Below are 18,960 nucleotides of genomic sequence, written 5' to 3' on the forward strand. Positions count from 1 at the left end.
TGGCATCCCGGGGGGGGGGGGGCGCGGCGACGGAAGCATCTTTGGCCGCGGGTGAGTTGTGGGGACTGGTTGACCTTTTCGCGGGAAAGTCGGATCGCCGCACTGCTCGCTCCTACAGGGGATGTGGACTGGCCTAAGATTTACCAAACCCCAGATGCAACAAAGCCCGCACTTGGCGGGCTTTGTCGTTTTCGGATTGGTGGAGCCGGGGGGATTTGAACCCCCGTCCGCCAGTACTCCGCTGTCGGTACTACATGCGTAGCCGTGTCTATTAAGTTAACCCTCAGCGACCCGACGGGCAGGGTGCTTTGGGCGAGTTGTGTAAGTTTTAGCCGCTTCGTCCACAACGTACTGCACGGCGATTCTGTTCTATATGACAATCACTTTGGGTTTACAGACATCCCCTGATGATTGCTGGACCCGAAGGTACCAGGAGGGAAGGGCTAAGGCTGCTTACGCAGCGAGAGCGTATTCCCCGTAGGTTTCGTCATTGGCAACTATAGAAAGTTGCAACAGTGGATTTACGAGTTCTGTTACCAACTCGGCATGCACCTAAAGTTTCGCAACCGGCGTCGAATCCTAAACGGCCCCGAACCTGCAGTGTGTAACCAGCAGGCAAGCGCAGTGTACGCCAATGCGCGCGGCGAGTCGACCTTCTGTCCGTGCTTGCGTGTCAGGGCCTCTGGTCAGGCCCTACTGACCGTGCGCGTGGCTTTGAATGTCCTGAAGCGCCTGCTGCGTCAGGGATACACACTCTCTGTCATTGTTCGCAGCGTGAGCCGCCTTGGCTTGTTCGGCTTTGGTGATGACGACACCTTTGGTGGCTGCGTCCAGCGTGGCTGTGCTGGACAGCTTGCTGTTGACTTCCTGCAGCTTCATTACGCATTGATCGCTATCGTTTGAGGCGTATGCGGAGGAGGCCAGCATTGTTGCAGCGATGAGCAGTCCAGCCAGGGCGGAACGCTTCATGGGTATCTCCTGGAACGGGGGTGGGGATTGGGCCACGCTGATTGGGGCTTAACAAATGGACTGTGATGGCGTGCAAGGGTTCTGTTTTTGCTGGCGATGGGGTGAAAGATTTTTCCGGGAGGCGGGTGCGAAAAAGGGACAAGAAACGCCTGATGTTCCGCAAGCTTAGGGATCTGAAGGCCAACCCGAAGGTTGGCCCTCAGTGGTTATCAGCCTTTATCGCCTTTGCCCGCGTTCTGTATTTCCTGCAAGGTTTGAGTGGTTTCGGAGATGCATTTTTTGGTGCCTTCCTCGGTGTTTTGCGCCTGGTAGGCCTTGGCCTGCTGGACACTGGCCTCGACGCGCGCACTCATTTCCGGCGCCAGGGTCTGGGTCTTGGCGTTGGCGATGGCTTGCAGGTTGGTTGCACAGAGATCATCGCCGGCGGCAAACGAGGAGGAGGCCAGCATTGAGGCAGTAACGAACAGACCTAACAGTACTGAGCGTTTCATGGGTATCTCCTTGAACTGAGGGGCCAGGCATCGCTGGCCATCAGGACGGGCTGCCAATTTTGGGAAAGGTCCCGCGTTTGCGGGACTTGATCGGTGGACTGCGACGGTGCGTCAGGGTTCTATTTTTCTTCAGGTCGCCCTGGCCTGGGTCACCCGATCCACCAGATAGACCAACCCGTGGTAGTCAATTCCGCCGTGTTGCGTCAGACCAATCTCACAGGTGCGGCTGGTGGAAATCCCTTCGCTGCATTGCTGTACCGCGTCCTTGAGCGTGCGCAACGAATGAGCATTCAATTCCGGGGTGGTGAAGCCCTTGTCTCCGGCAAAACCGCAGCAGTGAATGCCTTCCGGGATGACCACGTTTTTACTGCACTTGCGCGCAAGATCGATCAACGCCTGGCTCTCGCCGAGATGCTGAGTGCTGCACGTGACGTGCACCGCGATTGGCGCTTCCTGGGGGGTGAAATCGAGACGATCCATCAAGTGGGTGCGGATGAAGCGCACCGGGTCGTACAAGTCCAGTCGCACGTCGCCCAGGTCCTGAACCAGCCGCAAGGTGCAGGGGCTGGTGTCGCAGTAGATTGGATCGAGCCCGCCACGACTGGCGTGCAGCAGTGCGCCGATCAGTTCCTGGCGCTTGTGTTCGGCTTGTTCGGCGTAACCCTTGGAAGCGAATGGCTGGCCGCAGCAGAGGTTGTCCTGATTATCCGGAAAAACTACCTGGTAACCGGCCTTTTCCAACAAGCCACGGGTTTTTTCGTACAACGACATTTGCTCTTTATCACCCGCCGCCGGGCCCATGACCCGCGACACGCAGGCCGCCAGGTACACCACCCGAGGCCGCTCGTCCGACACTGTCGGGCTGAAGCGAATGGCCCTTTCCGGCTGCGGCATGGCGTTGGTCCATTGCGGGATTTGACCCTTGGATAACCGCGTCAGCGATGCCGAAAGCTTTGCCAAACGTGGTGCCCCCAGCAGCATCCGCGCACCGTTGGCCACGTGCAGAGTGAAGCGCGCGCCTTGCAACGCGGTGGCGAAATTTCCTTCAATCCAGTTAGCGGTTTTCGTATGCGTTGCCTGACGGCTGCGGAGTTTTTTCACCAGTTCGCCAGTGTTGATTCCTACAGGGCAACGTTGTGCGCACAGGCCTGTGGCGGCGCACGTATCGATGCCTTGGTATTCGTAAGCGGCTTCGAGCTCGGTGGTGTTGACGCCTGCGCGCTTCTTGGCCTGGATATCTCGCCAGATCACGATGCGCTGGCGTGGGCTCAACGTCAGGCCTTTCGATGGGCACACCGGTTCGCAGAAGCCGCACTCGATACACTTATCCACAATCTCATCGGCGGCCGGCAACGGCTTCAGATGTTTGAGGTGGATCTGCGGATCGTCGCTGAGCACCACGTCCGGGTTGAGAATGCCGTTAGGGTCGAGCAGGCGTTTGAGCTGCCACATCAACTGGTAAGCGTCGCTGCCCCATTCCAGTTCGACGAAGGGCGCCATGTTGCGACCGGTGCCGTGTTCAGCCTTCAGCGAGCCGCCGAATTCAACGGCCACCAACTGCGCCACGTCGTCCATGAACGCCTGGTAGCGTGCGACTTCTTCCGCACTGTTGAAGCCTTGGGTGAAGACGAAGTGCAGATTGCCTTCCAGGGCGTGTCCGAAAAGGATCGCTTCGTCGTAGTGATGTTTGTCGAACAGCTCGATCAAGCGATTCACGCCGATGGCCAGTTGGTCCACCGGGAAGGTGACGTCTTCGATAATCACCGTGGTTCCGGTTTTGCGCACCGCGCCGACGGCAGGGAAGGTGTCCTTGCGGATCGCCCAGAGCCGGGCGTTTTCCCCCGGGTCTTCGGTGAAGTCGACTTGCTTCTCCACCGGGAAGCCGGTCAGCGACGCCATGATTTGCGCCAGCTGTTCCTGAAGCAAAGAGGACGAAGCGGCGCGGGATTCGATGAGCAGGGCGCAGGCATTGTTCGACAGGTGCTGTACGAAAGCCGGCATGCCGGGTTTGTCCTGCACCGAGCGCAGGCTGCGACGGTCCAGCAGTTCCACCGCCGACACCGGTTGGCTTTTCAGCACGGTTACCGCGTTGCAGCAGGTTTCTACATCCGGGAACACGATCAGCGCCGACGCCTTGTTCGGGTGGTCGATCACCGTGTCGTAGGTTACCGCGCTGATGAACCCGAGCGTGCCTTCGGAGCCCACCAGCAAGTGGCTCAAGATATCCACAGGCTCGTCGAAATCCACCAGCGCATTGAGTGACAGCCCGGTGGTATTTTTCAGACGGTATTTGTGGCGAATTTTCGCAGCCAATTCAGTGTTTGCGCGGGTCTCGCGGCCCAAAGTCGCCAGTTGTTCCAGCAACTCGGCGTGGCTCTCACGGAAGGCCATCACACTGGCGGCATCTTCGGTATCGAGACGGCTGCCATCAGCCAACACCAGGCGAATGCCGGCCAATGTGTGATAGGTGTTCTGCGCTGTTCCGCAGCACATGCCACTGGCATTGTTGGCGACGATGCCACCGATTTTGCAGGCGTTGATTGACGCCGGGTCTGGTCCGATCTTGCGTCCGAACGGTGCCAGCCAGGCGTTGGCCTGGGCGCCAATTACGCCCGGTTGCAGACGGATTTGCGTGCCCTCACCTCGGATTTCGCGACCGTTCCAGTTATCGCCCAGCACGATCAGCACCGAATAGCTGATGGCCTGGCCAGACAGGCTGGTGCCGGCGGCGCGGAAGGTCACCGGGACCTGATCCCGTTGCGCCAGTTTGAGCAGCGCCACCACTTCGTCTTCGGATTCGACGCGTATCACCAGTTTCGGAATCAGCCGGTAGAAACTGGCGTCGGTGCCGAAGGCCAAGGTCGACAGCGGATCGTCGAAACGTCGTGCCTGAGGAATCAGTTGCTGTGCATCTTGCAGGAAAGCTGCCGGTAGACTCATTGGTCCTCCAGGATCAGAACGACCAGGTCTTTCGGGCCGTGGGCGCCGTAAGCCAATACTTGCTCGATGTCGGCAGTCTTCGACGGGCCGGACACCAGCAAGGCGTTGGTCGGCATGCCCTGGGCCCATTCGAACTCCTGCTGCACCTGATAAAAGTTATCGCGGATTTCACTGGCCTTGAGCAAGGCAAAATGCACCGGCGGCACCAGGCTCATCAGGCGCGGTTCTTCTCGCGTCGGCCAGAGAATCAGGCTACCTGTCGCGGCGATTGCGCCGAGGGTGGTGGTCAGGCTGGCCGGGGTGTCGTTGAACAGCTCGGCTTTCCACTCCTCGACCGGACAGTCGTAGGCTTTGAGCGCGGGCAGGCCAGAATTTTTCGCCCAATGCTGAGTGATGCGTTGACCGTGAGGTGTCGTCGGCGCAACCAACAGGCTGGGCAACTGGCGATCCTGCAGCAGTTTCGCCAGCAATTGGGGCCAGCCTTCTCCGGACGTCAGATGAATTTCGGTGTGCACCGCTTCCATCAGTTTGCGCAGTTGCGGGATGCGTTGTTCTGGCGTGTAGGTGTAGGGCTCGGTCACCAGTTCGACATCGAAGTTGTCAGGCACAGGCGTGGTGCCCGTCAGACTGGTGCGCAATTTGGCGAGGATATTTTGCTTGGCGCTCATCAGCGGTCTCCCTGTTTGGCCAGATGCTCGCGGGCCATGTCATGCAGTGAGCGGGCGGCGGGTTTCGGTGCGCTGTGGTTCTGGGTCCATGGACCGACGTTGCTCGGCGTCAGCGCTCGCAGGCGGGTGGCGAAGAAGCCGAACAGGCGATAGAGCGTTGGCGAGCTGTTGAGCTTCGCCCAGGCGTTCCAGATAAATCGTTCTTTGCGCGAGTACTTGCTGCCCTGGCCACGCATGACTTGATTGGGGCTGTCCGGGGCTTTGACGTTCTCTTCCCGTAGGCGACGCAGCAATGCGGGGATCGGAATTTTTACCGGGCAGACTTCACCGCAAGCGCCGCATAACGAAGACGCGCTCGGGTGGTCGGGGACTTTCGCCAGGCCGACCATGTGCGGGGTGATGATTTTTCCGATAGGCCCAGGGTAAACCTCCCCATAGGCATGGCCGCCGATTCGGGTATAGACCGGGCAATGATTCATACAGGCGCCGCAGCGGATGCAGTTCAGGGTCTGGCGCAATTCGCTGTCGGCAAACGCCTGGCTGCGGCCGTTGTCGAGCAATACCAGGTGCACTTCCTGCGGGCCGTCGAGTTCATGTTCCTTGCGCGGGCCGGAGATCATGTTGACGTAGGTGGTGATCGGCTGGCCGAGAGCCGAGCGGGTCAGCAGTGATAGCAGCGGCACCACATCGCGCAAGTTTTCCACGACTTTTTCGATGCCGGTGACGGCGATGTGCACCGGCGGCACGGTGGTGGTCATGCGCCCGTTGCCTTCGTTTTCCACCAGCAGCAAGGTGCCGGTTTCGGCCACTGCGAAGTTGACGCCGGAGACGCCGATGTCCGCTTCGAAGAATTTCTGCCGCAAGACCTTGCGACCGATCTGAATGAGTTGGTCAACGTCCTTGGTGTATTCCACGCCAAGTTTGTCGTGGAACAAGGACGCGACCTGACCGGCATTCTTGTGGATCGCCGGCATAATAATGTGTGAAGGCTTCTCGTGGTCGAGCTGGACGATGTACTCGCCCATGTCCGATTCCAGGCATTCAATGCCCTGTTCAGCGAGGAAGTGATTCATTTCCATCTCTTCGCTGACCATCGATTTGCCCTTGATCACTTGCCGCCCCTCGTGAGCGCGGATGATCGAGAGGACGATGCCATTGGCTTCGTCCACCGTTTCCGCCCAGTGCACTGTCACACCGTTGCGGGTCAGGTTCTGTTCAAGCTGCTCGAGCAGGTCGGGCAACCTGGATAAAGCACGGGCGCGGACAGCATTGCCCAGCACTCGCAAATGTTCTCTTTCATGGGCATCGCTGAAGGACGCTGCCCGTTTGCTCATCAGTGAATCCATCGCGCTGCGAAAGTTGTTTCGCAGTTGCGTGTCAGCCAAAGCCTTGTGAGCCCGGGCACGAAAGTCTTCTTCTACGGCAACCGTAGGAATAATCGTGGAAGTGCTCATTGAGCACCTCCGGTACGCTGCCACAGGAAACTGGCCAGATGCTGACCGCGCAACGCTTCCTGCTGTTTCTCCAGCGAGCCATTGATATTCATCAGGCAACCGCAGTCGGCACTGAGTACCTTGTGCGCACCGGATTCCTTCAACGACCGGGTCTTGTCAGCCACCATCGCGCCGGAAATATCTGGCATACGGACGCTGAAAGTCCCACCAAAGCCACAGCATTCACTTTCGTGGCTATGGTCGACTCGCTCCACGTTGCTTAGCTGCGCCAACAACTCACGGCCGTGCAGGTGGGTGTTCATTTCTCGGCGTGCCGAGCACGACGTGTGCAACGCCACTTTGACCGGCTCGCCGCTGTCCTTGAGCTGCACCTTGCAGACAAACAGCAGGAACTCCGCCAGTTCATAAGTCCGGGCGGCCAGGGCCTGGACCTGCTTCAGCGTTTGCGGCTCATCCTTGAACAAGTCGGCGTAGTGTTCGCGCAACATGCCCGCGCAGGACCCCGATGGCACCACCACCGGATAATCCCCGGCAAACAGCGCCAGTTGCGAGCGCGCCACGGTCCGGGCCTGTTCGGTGTAGCCCGAGGTGTAGGCCGGTTGCCCGCAGCAGCTTTGCCCTTGCGGGTAGTCGACACGAATGCCTTCGCGTTCCAGCAGGTGGATCGCGTCCATCCCGGCTTCCGGGTAGAACAGATCCACCACGCAAGTCCCGAACAGGTAGACCCGTGACGGTTTTTCGCTGGGGTATTGCCGAGGCTCGGGCAGTGGCGGGGCGACGCGGGTCGCATTCGGCACAGCGTTGTAAAAAAGCTCGCTCATCAGGCGTGTCTCCGGGTGGTCCCGGTTATCCGTCCGCTGAGGCTGCTGAATATAGTGAGGGAAGCTTTCAGCAGCCTTGCAGACCCGGTTGTGAATAGCTGACGCCGGGGGCGTAACCCGGCGTCGGTTTTTTCCGTGTCGCGTGTAGTTCTTAGTGCACCAGCATGCCGGTGAACCAGTAGGCCTGAGCCAACGTGATCAGGCCGACGATCGTTGCAAAGAATAGGCTGTGCTTGAGGGTAAAGCGGAACAGATCCGATTCCTTGCCCACCAACCCGGTCGCGGCACAGGCCACGGCGATCGATTGCGGCGAAATCATCTTGCCGGTCACGCCGCCGCTGGTATTCGCCGCCACCAGCAAGGTGTCGTTGACGCCGATCTGGTGCGCGGTGGTTGCTTGCAGTGAACTGAACAGTGCATTGGACGAAGTATCGGAACCGGTCAGGAACACGCCGAGCCAGCCGAGGAATGGCGAGAAGAACGGGAATGCCGCACCTGTGCCTGCCAGTACCAGAGCCATGGTCGATGACATGCCCGAATAGTTGGTGACGAAGGCGAAGGCCAGCACCATACCGATGGACAAAATCGGCCAGCGCAGTTCGTAGACGGTCTCTTTGAAAGTGGTAAGACCAATTTTGAGATTGATCTTCAGCACCAGCATCGAGATCAGCGCAGAGAAGAAAATCGCAGTGCCGGTCGCGGAAACCGGATCGAGTTTGAACACCGCCGGAATCGCCGTCGGGGCGGTCACGATCGGAGCGACCTTGATCACCATTTGATCCAGATGCGGGATCGCGAAGTTGAACACCCAGCTATACATCGAGCCACCCGCAGCGAACATCGCCTTGAACGGTTTCAGCGTCCAAATGGTGACCAGTACGGTGAGGATCAGGAACGGCGACCAGGCTTTGAAAATTTCCCCCAGGCTGTAAGGCGAAGCCACGGTGGTGCGCGGTTGGCCGAAACCACCGTGGCTGGCCACCACGGAAGCCGAGACGGCGCCGACGATGTGTTGGCCGGCGGCGCGTTTTGGTTGCCAGATTTTCAGGAACAGCGTCAGGGAAATCAGGCTGGCCAGTGCCGAGGTGATGTCTGGCAGTTCCGGCCCAATGAAGTTCGAGGTGAAGTACTGAGTGACCGCGAAACTCAAACCGGCCACCAGTGCCGCCGGCCAGGTTTCCCGAACGCCGCGCAGGCCGTCCATCATGAACACCAGCCAGAACGGCACGAACAGCGACAGCAATGGCAGTTGGCGGCCGGTCATGGCGCCGATCTTGAACGCGTCGATGCCGGTGACTTGCCCGGCGACGATGATCGGAATCCCCAAGGCGCCAAAGGCGACCGGCGCGGTGTTGGCGATCAGGCACAGGCCCGCGGCGTACAGCGGGTTGAAGCCCAGTCCCACCAGCAGCGCGGCGGTAATCGCTACCGGTGCGCCGAAACCGGCGGCGCCTTCCAGGAAGGCGCCGAAGCAGAAGCCGATCAGCAGCACTTGCAGGCGTTGGTCGTCGGTGATCGACAGCACCGAGCTGCGGATCACTTCGAACTGGCCACTTTTGACCGTCAGTTTGTAGAGAAATACCGCCGCCACGATGATCCACGCAATCGGCCACAAGCCATAGGCGAAGCCATATCCGGCTGCCGCGAAGGCCATATCGACCGGCATCTGGAACGCGAAGATTGCCACGGCAATCGACAGCGCGAGGGTAATGCTGCCGGCCACGTGGCCTTTGAGGCGGAACACGGCCAAGGCCAGGAAGAAAAATACGATGGGGATGACGGCCGCGAGTGCGGACACGCCGAGACTGCCGAGCGGGCTGTAGAGCTGTTGCCAGGTTTGCATATGGGGTGGCCCCTAATTGTTGTTGGTCAGGCACTGGTCAGCGTTCTTGGTTAATTGGTAATACCAATTTACAATCGCTGTTGGCTAGGGTAAAAGCCTTGTATGCGGTGTGTCAATTTGCCGCCCTAAAACTTTTGTCGAATGAGCGGTGCAGAACGCATCTGATCTGTTCGATCAAACGTCGTCTGGTAGGTGCTGGTACAGCGCCAATAGGCCAGAATAGAGAGCCCGGCGAGCCGCCGGGATCGTGGAGAATTGAGTGATGGGGTTTGATCAGATTCGGCAGCGCCGTTTGTCTGACGATATTGTCGAGCAGCTTGAGGGGATGATCCTCGAGGGCACATTGAAGGCTGGCGAACGCTTGCCGGCTGAGCGCGCGTTGGCCGAGCAGTTCGGCGTCTCACGCCCTTCGTTGCGCGAAGCGATTCAGAAACTGACGGCCAAAGGGCTGCTGGTCAGTCGTCAGGGCGGCGGCAACTACGTGGTGGAATCCCTGGGCTCGACGTTCAGCGATCCTCTGTTGCATCTGCTGGAAAGCAACCCTGAGGCCCAGCGCGATTTGCTGGAGTTTCGTCATACGCTGGAAGCCTCCTGTGCGTACTACGCGGCATTGCGCGCGACTGATGTGGATCGCGAGCGGCTGACGGCGGCATTCGACGAGTTGCAGGACTGCTATTCGCGTCATGACGAAGTGAGTCGGCTGGAAGAGGGTGCGGCGGACGCAAAATTTCACTTGGCAATCGCCGAAGCCAGCCATAACGCGGTGTTGCTGCACACCATTCGTGGACTGTTCGACCTTCTCAAGCGCAACGTGGTGACCAACATTGGCGGCATGTACAAACAGCGTTCAGAAACCCGCGACATGCTGATCGCGCAGCACAGAGAATTGTATCTGGCGATTATCGAAGGGCGGGCAGAGCAGGCGCGGGAGGTTTCCAGTCGGCACATTTTGTATGTGCAGGAAGTGCTGGAAGAGGTGCGTCAGGAAGTGCAGCGCGTGGCTCGGGCAGAGCGGCGCAAGGGGATGTAATCAGTTAGTTCTGTGGTGATTGGACGATTGCATTCGCGAGCAAGCCCGCTCCCACAGGTTCCAGGTCTGCCACATAAATGTCGGCATCCACGGATAATGTGGGAGCGGGCTTGCTCGCGAAAGCGATCTGAAGGCGAAAGAACTAGTCTTCCTTGCCTTTGTTTCGCACCGCCCGCTGCAACTCACGACCGGCGTCGCGCTCGCGTTCGGTATCACGCTTGTCGTATTCCTTCTTGCCCTTGCCCAGAGCGATCTCGCACTTGACCATGTGCTTGCTCCAGTACCAGGACAGGCATACGCAGGCGTAACCTTTTTGCTGCACGGCAGCGGCCAGCTTTTCCAGCTCCCGCCGGTTGAGCAGCAATTTTCGGGTGCGGGTCGGATCGGCGATGACGTGGGTGCTGGCAGTCATCAGCGGCGTAATGTGGCTGCCGAGCAGCCAGGCTTCGCCATCTTTGAGCAGCACGTAACTGTCAACCAGTTGTAGCTTGCTTGCCCGCAAACTTTTTACTTCCCAGCCGGCCAGGACCAGACCAGCCTCGAACTTATGCTCGATGAAGTAATCGTGTCGCGCCTTTTTGTTCTGCGCGATGGTCCCTGTTGGGTGTTTCTTCTGTTTAGCCATAGGGGCGGCATTATAGGGAGTTGCAAGCGAGTCGGCTACGGTGACGCTACGTGCTTGAGCAGGTTGATTGAATCCCGGACAATGCGGCCTCTTTTTTGAACGCTTGGGCGTGATAACGATGTCGACAGACAAGGTTTCTGTCCACGGCAGTTGGGCTAGCCGCTGGGTCTTCATACTCGCCGCGACCGGTTCGGCCGTGGGTTTGGGTAGTATCTGGAAATTCCCTTACATGGTCGGCGTCTACGGTGGCGGAGCCTTCGTGCTGATGTTCCTGGCCTGTATCGCGCTGATCGGTGTGCCCGTGATGCTGGCCGAAACCCTGATCGGCCGGCGCGCGCGGCAGAGCCCGGCCAATGCCTTGAAGGTCCTGGCGCTGGAAGCGGGGCATTCGGCGAAGTGGTCCTGGGGGGCATTCGCCGGGATGATCACGGCGCTGCTGATTCTGTCTTTCTATAGTGTGGTCGGCGGCTGGTCGCTGGATTACATCATCGACATGGGGCGTGGCGACTTCCAGGGCGCGACACCTGATCAGGTCGGCGCCTACTTCGGCAATGTGATCGCCGACCCATGGCGCCTGACACTTTGGCACACGATTTTCATGCTCCTCTCCGCTGTGGTGATCGCCAAAGGCGTGGTCGCGGGGCTGGAGCGCAGCCTGCGGATCATGATGCCGCTGCTGTTCGTGATGGTGATTGTCCTGCTGGGTTACAGCATGACCACCGGCCACTTCATGGAGGGCGTGCATTTCATGTTCGACTTCCACCCGGAAAAAGTGCTCGACGGCTTGCTGCCGGCCATGGGGCACGCGTTCTTCTCCCTGAGCGTGGGCGTCGGTTCGATCATGATCTACGGTGCTTATATGCCGAAGAGCTCGTCGATTTCCGGCACCATTGTCGGTGTGGCGCTGCTCGATACTTTCGTTTCCCTGGTGGCCGGTCTGGCATTGTTTCCGATTGTGTTCGCTGCCGGCCTGAACCCGAGCGAAGGCCCTGGCCTGATGTTTGTCAGCCTGCCATTTGCCTTTGGCAACGTAGCGTTCGGCCAATTGATGGGCGTAGTGTTCTTCGTGCTGGTAGCGATTGCGGCCTGGAGTTCGGCGATTTCCCTGCTCGAGCCAATGGTGGCTTACCTGGTTGAGCGCACGAAGATCAGTCGTGCCTGGGTTACCTTCTGGTTGGCATTCATCTGCTGGTTCGTCGGTCTGGGCACGGTGTTTTCCTTCAATATCTGGAAGCAAGCCAAGTTTTTCGTGAACGAAGGCGGGATGTTCCACCTCTATCAATGGGGAGCAGCCGGTGGTCTGGACTTCTTTGGTGTGATCGATTTCTTCACCTCGCGGATCATGTTGCCACTCGGTGGTTTGTGTTTCGTGGTGTTTGCGGGCTGGGTGATGGGGCGTGAAGCGGTGCGCGACGAATTGTCGATCCGCCGTCCGGTGCTGTTCGCCCTGTCCCTGTTCTTGATGCGCTATGTGGCGCCCATCGGCATTCTTGTAGTGTTTGCCGCTCAGCTGTGGAAGTAACGCTGACATGACGACACACATTCAACGTTCGGCCCTGCTGCCATATCCGGCACAAGCGCTGTATGACCTGGTCAACGACGTGGCCCGCTATCCGGAATTCCTGCCGTGGTGCTCGTCGGCGGAAGTCCTGGAAAGCACTCCTGAGCTTATGCGTGCCAGCGTCGGCGTGGCCAAGGGTGGCCTGAGTCAGCATTTCGTGACGCGTAATACCCTGGTGCCCGGGCATTCGATCGAGATGAACCTCGAAGAAGGCCCGTTCAGCCAGTTGCATGGCATCTGGGTGTTCAAGCCGTTGGGCGAGAAGGCCTGCAAGATCAGTCTGGACTTGTCATTCGACTATTCGGGGCCGCTGGTGCGTGCGACGTTGGGGCCTTTGTTCAATCAGGCGGCGAATACGCTGATGGATGCGTTTTGCCAGCGTGCGAAACAGATGCATGGTTGAGGCAATGATCAGGGTCGAAGTGGTGTATGCCGCTGTTGATCGTCAGGTATTGCTGACCGTAACGGTGCCGGTGGGTGCAACGGTGCGAGATGCGTTGCTCAAATCCGGCCTGAACAGCGAATTCCCTGAGCTGGATCTGGCCAGTTGTCCGGTTGGGATCTTTGGCAAAGTGATCGCTGAGCCGGCCAATCGTCCGGTTCAGGCGGGGGATCGCCTCGAGATTTACCGACCGTTGCTCGCCGATCCAAAAGAGGTTCGCCGGTTGCGCGCCGCCAAGGCGGCCGAGGCCAAAGCCCGGAATCAGTGATCCGGTTAAATACCAGACGATAAAAAACCCGGACATGCCGGGTTCTTTATTGCGTCGCAAATTATTGCGGCGAGGTTTCCAGCGGTTCTGGCGTCGGGACTGGAACGGTTTCCACGTTGTCCACATCCTTCTGGATCTGGTCCAGCAACGAACCTGGTTTGACCGGTTTTTCTGGCTTCGGCTTCTCGGCGTTTTCTGCAGGCGCGGTCACGGTAGTGCCACTGTCCTTGCCGAGAATGGCTTCGTCGCGGCTCACGCCCGGCATGAAATCGCCAGAGAGGCTGACAAGTTGATCATTTGGGTTGAAGATAACGCTAATGCGTTCCTGTTGGCGTTCACCGCCACCCGGTTGCAGGCTGTAGAGATAATCCCAGCGATCGGCATGGAACGTGTCGGTCAGCAGAGGGTTACCCATGATAAACCGTACTTGCCGGCGGGTCATTCCCGGGCGTAACTGGTCTATCATGTCCTGCGTGACGACATTGCCCTGCTGGATGTCGATTTTGTAAACCCCGGGGAATGAACAACCGGCGAGTGCGAGCAGTCCCACAAAGGTGAAACTGGTTAGCAAGAGCTTGGTGTTTTGCATCGGTGGGCGACTTCCACTATCTTGGCTGGGACAACGTAAACGCCGATCATACCCGCATTAAGAGAAGCTGCGAAGCAGCATCGCGAGAAAGCTGACCATGGTTGAAAATAGCGAACTACGCAAAGCCGGCCTCAAAGTGACCCTTCCACGGGTCAAAATTCTGCAAATGCTCGATTCCGCCGAGCAACGCCACATGAGTGCCGAGGATGTCTACAAGGCGCTGATGGAGGCTGGTGAGGACGTCGGTCTGGCCACGGTTTACCGTGTTCTGACCCAGTTCGAGGCAGCTGGCCTTGTGGTGCGGCACAACTTCGACGGAGGCCATGCGGTCTTCGAGCTGGACGACGGCAAGCATCACGACCATATGGTCAACGTCGAGACCAGTGAAGTGATCGAATTCTTCGACGAAGAAATCGAGCGGCTGCAGAAAGCAATCGTCGACAAGTATGGCTTCGAGATGGTTGATCACAATCTTGTGCTGTACGTACGCAAGAAAAAGTAAGCATGTCGCGCGAACTTCAGGTTCGCGAAACGAACGAAGGCGACCCCAGGGTCGCCTTCGTGCTTTCTGCAGTTCTTAAATTTTCGCGGTAACGACCATCTTTTTCGCGTGAGCCAGTGATTCCTTGGTGAGGTCGATGCCGCCCAGCATCCGTGCCACTTCTTCAACGCGATCGGTCTTGCTCAGTTTTGAGACGGCCGTATGTGTGGCGTCTTCACCGCGGACCTTGTGTACAAACAGATGTTGATGCCCCTGCGCCGCCACTTGCGGCAAGTGAGTCACGGTCAGAACCTGCCCACGCTCCCCGAGCCGTCGCAGCAACTGACCGACAATTTCGGCAGTCGGGCCGCCAATACCTACGTCCACTTCATCGAACACCAGGGTCGGTACGCGGGAGGTCTGTGCAGTGATCACCTGAATCGCCAGGCTGATACGCGACAGTTCGCCCCCCGACGCCACTTTTGCCAGGGCTTTCAATGGTTGTCCCGGGTTGGCGCTTACCAGCAGTTCTACTTGTTCGAGTCCATTGGGCAGCAGTTCGTCGCTGCTATTGGGGCGCAGCTCGATGGTGAAGCGGCCGCCGGGCATGCCCAGGCGCTGGATTTCCTGTTCTACGGCACTGGCCAGGCTGCTTGAGGCTTGATGCCGCAGGTCGCTCAGCTCCCGCGCCTTCTCCTGATAATGACGGGCGTAGGAGGCCAGCTCATCGCTCAGTCGTTCGATGGATTCGTCGTTGGCATTCAGGGTTTCGATTTCATCGAGTAGCTTCTGCTGCATCTCGGCGACCTCGGTCGGCTGGATACGGTGTTTGCGCGCCAGGGTGTAGATGGCATCGAGGCGCTCTTCCAGGTATTGAAGGCGGGCCGGATCGGCGTCGAAATTGTCGAGGAAACGGTTTAGCTCGCCTACGGCTTCTTCAACCTGAATCTGCGCGCTGGTCAGCAGGCTGCTGGCTTCGCCCAAGGCACCGATCGAATTGTTCACGCTCGATAGGCGATTAAGGCTGGCGGTGAGCGCGTTCAGTACGTTGCCGGAATCACTTTCGCTGCATTGTTCGACCACTTGCCGGCAAATGCCCAGCAGGGTTTCGGCGTTGGTCAGGTTCTTGTGTTCCTGTTCCAGCTGCTCCAGCTCGGTTTCGCCGAGGCCGAGGTTTTCCAGTTCTTCGAGTTGATAGCTGAGCAACTGATGACGAGCACGCTGTTCGTCGCCGGAGTTGGAAAGGCGTTCCAGTTCCTGGCGGGTCTGGCGCCAGCGTTGGGCGGCCAGTTGCACCTGGCGGGCGAGGTCCGTGGCGCCGGCATATTCGTCGAGCAGGCGGCGATGGGTATCGGTTTTGAGCAGGGATTGGTGTTCGTGCTGGCTGTGGATATCGATCAGCAACTCGCCCAGGGCCTTCAGGTCACCGAGGGGGCAGGGAGTGCCGTTGATGTAGCCGCGGGATCGCCCTTCAGCGGTGATCACTCGACGCAGAATGCACGGGCCGTCGTTCTCGAGGTCGCGCTCGGCCAGCCAGGCGCTGGCTTCCGGGATGTCGATCAGGTCGAAGGTGGCCAGGATATCGGCCTTGTCGGCGCCCGGGCGGACCACGCCGCTGTCGGCGCGATCGCCCAGGGTCAGGCCCAGGGCATCGAGCATGATCGACTTGCCGGCGCCGGTTTCCCCTGTGATCACGCTCATCCCGCGATCGAGTTCGAGATCGAGATGTTCAACGATGGCGTAGTTATGTACGGACAGGTGCACCAGCATAAAGGCCGCTCCCAGGCTTTAGGTCTGGTTATTTATACAGTGTTTTGTTTCAGGCTGACAATGCCCTCTCTTAGGTCGATTTGCTTGAATTGCGAAAATCCTTAGCGCAATGAGGAATGACAATGCAGCTGTTTTTTGTAGGGTTAATCATCAAATAGCCCTTGAAGCTGAATTTTGCGGCCCCATATACCGGGGCAGAAGCGCGAGTTGAGCTCGCGGACGATATTGGAAGGAGAAATCTATGGCTGACGAACAGACAGTGGATACGCAAAATCTAGACGCCAACCAGGGCCCCGAGGCTTCGGGTGAAGACCTGGCGGCTCGTGTACAAGTGCTCGAAGAGCAATTGGCTGGTGCGCAGGATCAGGCTTTGCGTGTAGCCGCCGATCTGCAGAACGTCCGCCGCCGTGCCGAGCAGGACGTTGAAAAGGCTCACAAATTTGCCTTGGAAAAGTTCGCTGGCGACCTGCTGCCGATCATTGACAGCCTGGAACGCGGCCTGGAGCTGTCCAACCCTGACGACGAAAACATTCGTCCGATGCGCGAAGGGATCGAGCTGACCCTGAAAATGTTCCAGGACACCCTGAAGCGCTATCACCTGGAAGCGATCGATCCTGAAGGCGAACCCTTCAATGCCTCGCATCACCAGGCAATGGCCATGCAGGAAAGCGCCGACGTCGAGCCAAACAGCGTGCTCAAGGTATTTCAGAAGGGCTACCAGCTTCATGGTCGCCTGCTGCGCCCGGCCATGGTCGTGGTCAGCAAGGCACCTGCACCGGTTTCGCCTTCGATTGACGAGCAGGCTTGAAATTAGCCGCAAGGCCCCCATTTAGAAGTCAAGCGTTTAAGTGCTACCGCAGTCAGCCACCACTACTGCGGCATCCAAATCCAAAGTTTCGGGAGAGTGAACATGGGCAAAATTATCGGTATCGACCTGGGGACTACCAACTCCTGCGTCTCCGTGCTGGAAAACGGCAAAGCCAAAGTTATTGAAAACGCTGAAGGCGCGCGTACCACGCCGTCGATCATCGCTTATGCCAACGACGGTGAAATCCTGGTTGGCCAGTCGGCCAAGCGTCAGGCAGTGACCAATCCGCATAACACCCTGTACGCGGTGAAGCGTCTGATCGGTCGTCGTTTCGACGAAGAAGTCGTACAGAAAGACATCCAGATGGTCCCTTACAAGATCGTCAAGGCTGACAACAATGACGCCTGGGTTGAAGTGAATGGCCAGAAAATGGCGCCGCCACAAATCTCGGCTGAAATTCTGAAGAAGATGAAGAAGACCGCCGAAGACTACCTCGGCGAGCCAGTGACCGAAGCGGTGATCACCGTTCCGGCCTACTTCAACGACAGCCAGCGTCAAGCCACCAAAGACGCCGGCCGCATCGCAGGTCTGGACGTTAAACGTATCATCAACGAACCAACCGCAGCCGCACTGGCCTACGGTATGGACAAGGCCAAAGGCGATCACACCGTGATCGTTTACGACTTGGGCGGCGGTACTTTCGACGTTTCCGTGATCGAGATCGCTGAAGTCGATGGCGAGCACCAGTTCGAAGTGTTGGCCACCAACGGTGACACTTTCCTGGGCGGTGAAGACTTTGACATTCGTCTGATCGACTACCTCGTTGACGAATTCAAGAAAGAAAGCGGCATGAACCTCAAGGGTGACCCGCTGGCCATGCAGCGCCTGAAAGAAGCCGCTGAGAAAGCCAAGATCGAACTGTCCTCGAGCCAGTCGACCGACGTGAACCTGCCGTACATCACTGCAGACGCTACCGGTCCTAAGCACTTGAACGTGAAAATCTCCCGCGCCAAGCTCGAAGCGCTGGTTGAAGACCTGGTTCAGCGCACCATCGAACCTTGCCGCATTGCGATGAAAGACGCCGGTATCGACGTTGGTTCGATCAACGACGTGATCCTGGTCGGCGGTCAGACCCGTATGCCACTGGTTCAGAAGCTGGTGACCGATTTCTTCGGTAAAGAAGCACGTAAAGACGTCAACCCTGACGAAGCTGTTGCCATGGGTGCTGCTATCCAGGGCGCGGTATTGGCTGGTGACGTGAAAGACGTTCTGCTGCTCGACGTCAGCCCGCTGACCCTGGGTATCGAAACCATGGGTGGCGTGATGACCGCGCTGATCGAGAAAAACACCACGATTCCTACCAAGAAATCGCAAGTGTTCTCGACTGCCGACGACAACCAGGGCGCAGTGACCATTCACGTACTGCAAGGTGAGCGTAAGCAAGCCGCACAGAACAAGTCCCTGGGCAAGTTCGACCTGGCCGAGATTCCACCAGCACCACGTGGCGTGCCACAAATCGAAGTGACCTTCGACATCGACGCCAACGGCATCCTGCACGTCGGCGCGAAAGACAAGGCTACCGGCAAGACTCAGTCGATCGTGATCAAGGCCAACTCCGGTCTGTCCGAGGAAGAAATTCAGCAGATGGTTCGCGATGCTGAAGTGAACGCTGAAGAAGACCGCAAGTTCGAAGAACTGGCCAGCGCCCGTAACCAAGGCGATGCCCTGGTTCACTCGACGCGCAAAATGGTCGCTGATGCTGGCGATAAAGTGAGCGCAGAAGAGAAGACTGCAATCGAAGCCGCTGTAGTTGCCCTGGAAACCGCCATCAAAGGCGACGACAAGGCCGCTATCGAAGCCAAGGTTGAAGAGCTGTCCAAGGTTTCTGCGCCAGTGGCTCAGAAAATGTATGCCGAACAGGCTCAGCCAGCTGAAGGCGCGGCACCGCACGACGAAAAAGCTGAAAAGGCTGACGACGTTGTTGATGCCGAGTTCGAAGAAGTCAAAGACCACAAGTAAGTTGTTGGTCGCCCGGTTGACTGCCTTCAGGCGGTGACTGGTAGGATGTCGCCGCGCGGGAGCTTGCTCCCGCGTTGGCGTGTCTGGAGTTAGCGAATTTTTACAGCATGCGACAACTGTTCGGGTGCTGATGGTATGGCCGGAAATGCTCCTGCTTTTCGAGCCAGAAGTACCGTATTGA

Annotated in this window: 17 protein-coding genes and 1 other RNA gene; 7 read left to right on the top strand and 11 right to left on the bottom strand. The window is 58.4% G+C overall.

Going from position 1 to position 18,960, the window contains the following annotated elements; genetic code table 11:
• Positions 1 to 197: 197 nt before the first annotated feature.
• From ssrA to PMI36_RS28420, 8 genes are all read right to left on the bottom strand, one after another.
• Positions 198 to 591: a transfer-messenger RNA gene (gene ssrA / locus PMI36_RS30160) on the bottom strand.
• A gap of 102 nt (positions 592 to 693) precedes the next feature.
• Positions 694 to 969 carry a hypothetical protein gene (locus PMI36_RS28450; protein WP_008067173.1) on the bottom strand — a complete coding sequence of 92 codons (276 nt, stop codon included), beginning with the start codon at positions 967 to 969 and terminating at the stop codon, positions 694 to 696.
• Positions 970 to 1,178: 209 nt separating this feature from the next.
• Positions 1,179 to 1,460 (bottom strand): hypothetical protein, encoded by a 282-nt coding sequence (locus PMI36_RS28445; protein ID WP_008067174.1) that lies wholly within the window; start codon positions 1,458 to 1,460, stop codon positions 1,179 to 1,181.
• 129 nt (positions 1,461 to 1,589) lie between these two features.
• Complete coding sequence (locus PMI36_RS28440; protein WP_008067175.1) at positions 1,590 to 4,400, bottom strand: FAD-binding and (Fe-S)-binding domain-containing protein; 2,811 nt, start codon at positions 4,398 to 4,400, stop codon at positions 1,590 to 1,592.
• Entirely contained in the window at positions 4,397 to 5,068 is a 672-nt protein-coding gene (locus PMI36_RS28435; protein WP_008067178.1) for a LutC/YkgG family protein, read from the bottom strand. Before PMI36_RS28435 ends, PMI36_RS28440 begins: the two co-directional genes overlap by 4 nt.
• On the bottom strand, positions 5,068 to 6,522 hold the full coding sequence (locus tag PMI36_RS28430) for a LutB/LldF family L-lactate oxidation iron-sulfur protein (protein ID WP_008067180.1): 1,455 nt from the start codon (positions 6,520 to 6,522) through the stop codon (positions 5,068 to 5,070). Before PMI36_RS28430 ends, PMI36_RS28435 begins: the two co-directional genes overlap by 1 nt.
• The gene (locus PMI36_RS28425) at positions 6,519 to 7,343 is read right to left on the bottom strand and encodes a (Fe-S)-binding protein (RefSeq protein ID WP_008067182.1); all 825 of its coding nucleotides are present in this window, start codon (positions 7,341 to 7,343) and stop codon (positions 6,519 to 6,521) included. Before PMI36_RS28425 ends, PMI36_RS28430 begins: the two co-directional genes overlap by 4 nt.
• Before the next feature lie 151 nt (positions 7,344 to 7,494).
• On the bottom strand, positions 7,495 to 9,186 hold the full coding sequence (locus tag PMI36_RS28420) for a lactate permease LctP family transporter (protein ID WP_008067184.1): 1,692 nt from the start codon (positions 9,184 to 9,186) through the stop codon (positions 7,495 to 7,497).
• Positions 9,187 to 9,448: 262 nt separating this feature from the next.
• On the opposite strand from PMI36_RS28420, the gene PMI36_RS28415 reads away from it, so the two are divergent.
• Positions 9,449 to 10,216, top strand: a complete 768-nt coding sequence (locus tag PMI36_RS28415; RefSeq protein ID WP_008067187.1) for a GntR family transcriptional regulator — start codon at positions 9,449 to 9,451, stop codon at positions 10,214 to 10,216.
• 142 nt (positions 10,217 to 10,358) lie between these two features.
• On the opposite strand, the gene smpB is transcribed toward PMI36_RS28415, so the two are convergent.
• Entirely contained in the window at positions 10,359 to 10,841 is a 483-nt protein-coding gene (smpB, locus tag PMI36_RS28410) for an SsrA-binding protein SmpB (RefSeq protein ID WP_007900551.1), read from the bottom strand.
• Positions 10,842 to 10,959: 118 nt separating this feature from the next.
• Between smpB and PMI36_RS28405 the strand changes: the two genes are divergently transcribed.
• From PMI36_RS28405 to PMI36_RS28395, 3 genes are read left to right on the top strand one after another with little or no spacing between them, the layout of a single operon-like run.
• Positions 10,960 to 12,363, top strand: coding sequence for a sodium-dependent transporter (locus tag PMI36_RS28405; protein ID WP_008067189.1), 1,404 nt, complete (start codon positions 10,960 to 10,962; stop codon positions 12,361 to 12,363).
• 7 nt (positions 12,364 to 12,370) lie between these two features.
• A complete protein-coding gene (locus PMI36_RS28400) occupies positions 12,371 to 12,805 on the top strand; it encodes a type II toxin-antitoxin system RatA family toxin (RefSeq protein WP_008067191.1) in 435 nt (144 codons plus the stop codon).
• On the top strand, positions 12,798 to 13,112 hold the full coding sequence (locus PMI36_RS28395; RefSeq protein ID WP_032830056.1) for an RnfH family protein: 315 nt from the start codon (positions 12,798 to 12,800) through the stop codon (positions 13,110 to 13,112). Before PMI36_RS28400 ends, PMI36_RS28395 begins: the two co-directional genes overlap by 8 nt.
• 61 nt (positions 13,113 to 13,173) lie before the next feature.
• Here the strand turns inward: PMI36_RS28395 and PMI36_RS28390 are convergent, their stop codons facing one another.
• Entirely contained in the window at positions 13,174 to 13,701 is a 528-nt protein-coding gene (locus PMI36_RS28390) for an outer membrane protein assembly factor BamE (protein ID WP_008005485.1), read from the bottom strand.
• A 97-nt stretch (positions 13,702 to 13,798) separates the two neighbouring features.
• On the opposite strand from PMI36_RS28390, the gene fur reads away from it, so the two are divergent.
• Positions 13,799 to 14,203, top strand: coding sequence for a ferric iron uptake transcriptional regulator (gene fur, locus PMI36_RS28385; protein WP_003197684.1), 405 nt, complete (start codon positions 13,799 to 13,801; stop codon positions 14,201 to 14,203).
• 75 nt (positions 14,204 to 14,278) lie between these two features.
• Here fur and recN read toward each other — a convergent pair whose 3' ends face one another.
• Positions 14,279 to 15,952 (bottom strand): DNA repair protein RecN, encoded by a 1,674-nt coding sequence (gene recN, locus PMI36_RS28380; protein WP_008067195.1) that lies wholly within the window; start codon positions 15,950 to 15,952, stop codon positions 14,279 to 14,281.
• A 241-nt stretch (positions 15,953 to 16,193) separates the two neighbouring features.
• Between recN and grpE the strand changes: the two genes are divergently transcribed.
• Together grpE and dnaK are read left to right on the top strand one after the other, a co-directional pair.
• On the top strand, positions 16,194 to 16,760 hold the full coding sequence (grpE, locus tag PMI36_RS28375; RefSeq protein WP_007900531.1) for a nucleotide exchange factor GrpE: 567 nt from the start codon (positions 16,194 to 16,196) through the stop codon (positions 16,758 to 16,760).
• A 102-nt stretch (positions 16,761 to 16,862) separates the two neighbouring features.
• Complete coding sequence (dnaK, locus tag PMI36_RS28370) at positions 16,863 to 18,779, top strand: molecular chaperone DnaK (RefSeq protein ID WP_008067196.1); 1,917 nt, start codon at positions 16,863 to 16,865, stop codon at positions 18,777 to 18,779.
• The last annotated feature ends 181 nt before the right edge of the window (positions 18,780 to 18,960 follow it).

This window comes from Pseudomonas sp. GM79 (assembly GCF_000282495.1).
Taxonomy (GTDB): Bacteria; Pseudomonadota; Gammaproteobacteria; order Pseudomonadales; family Pseudomonadaceae; genus Aquipseudomonas.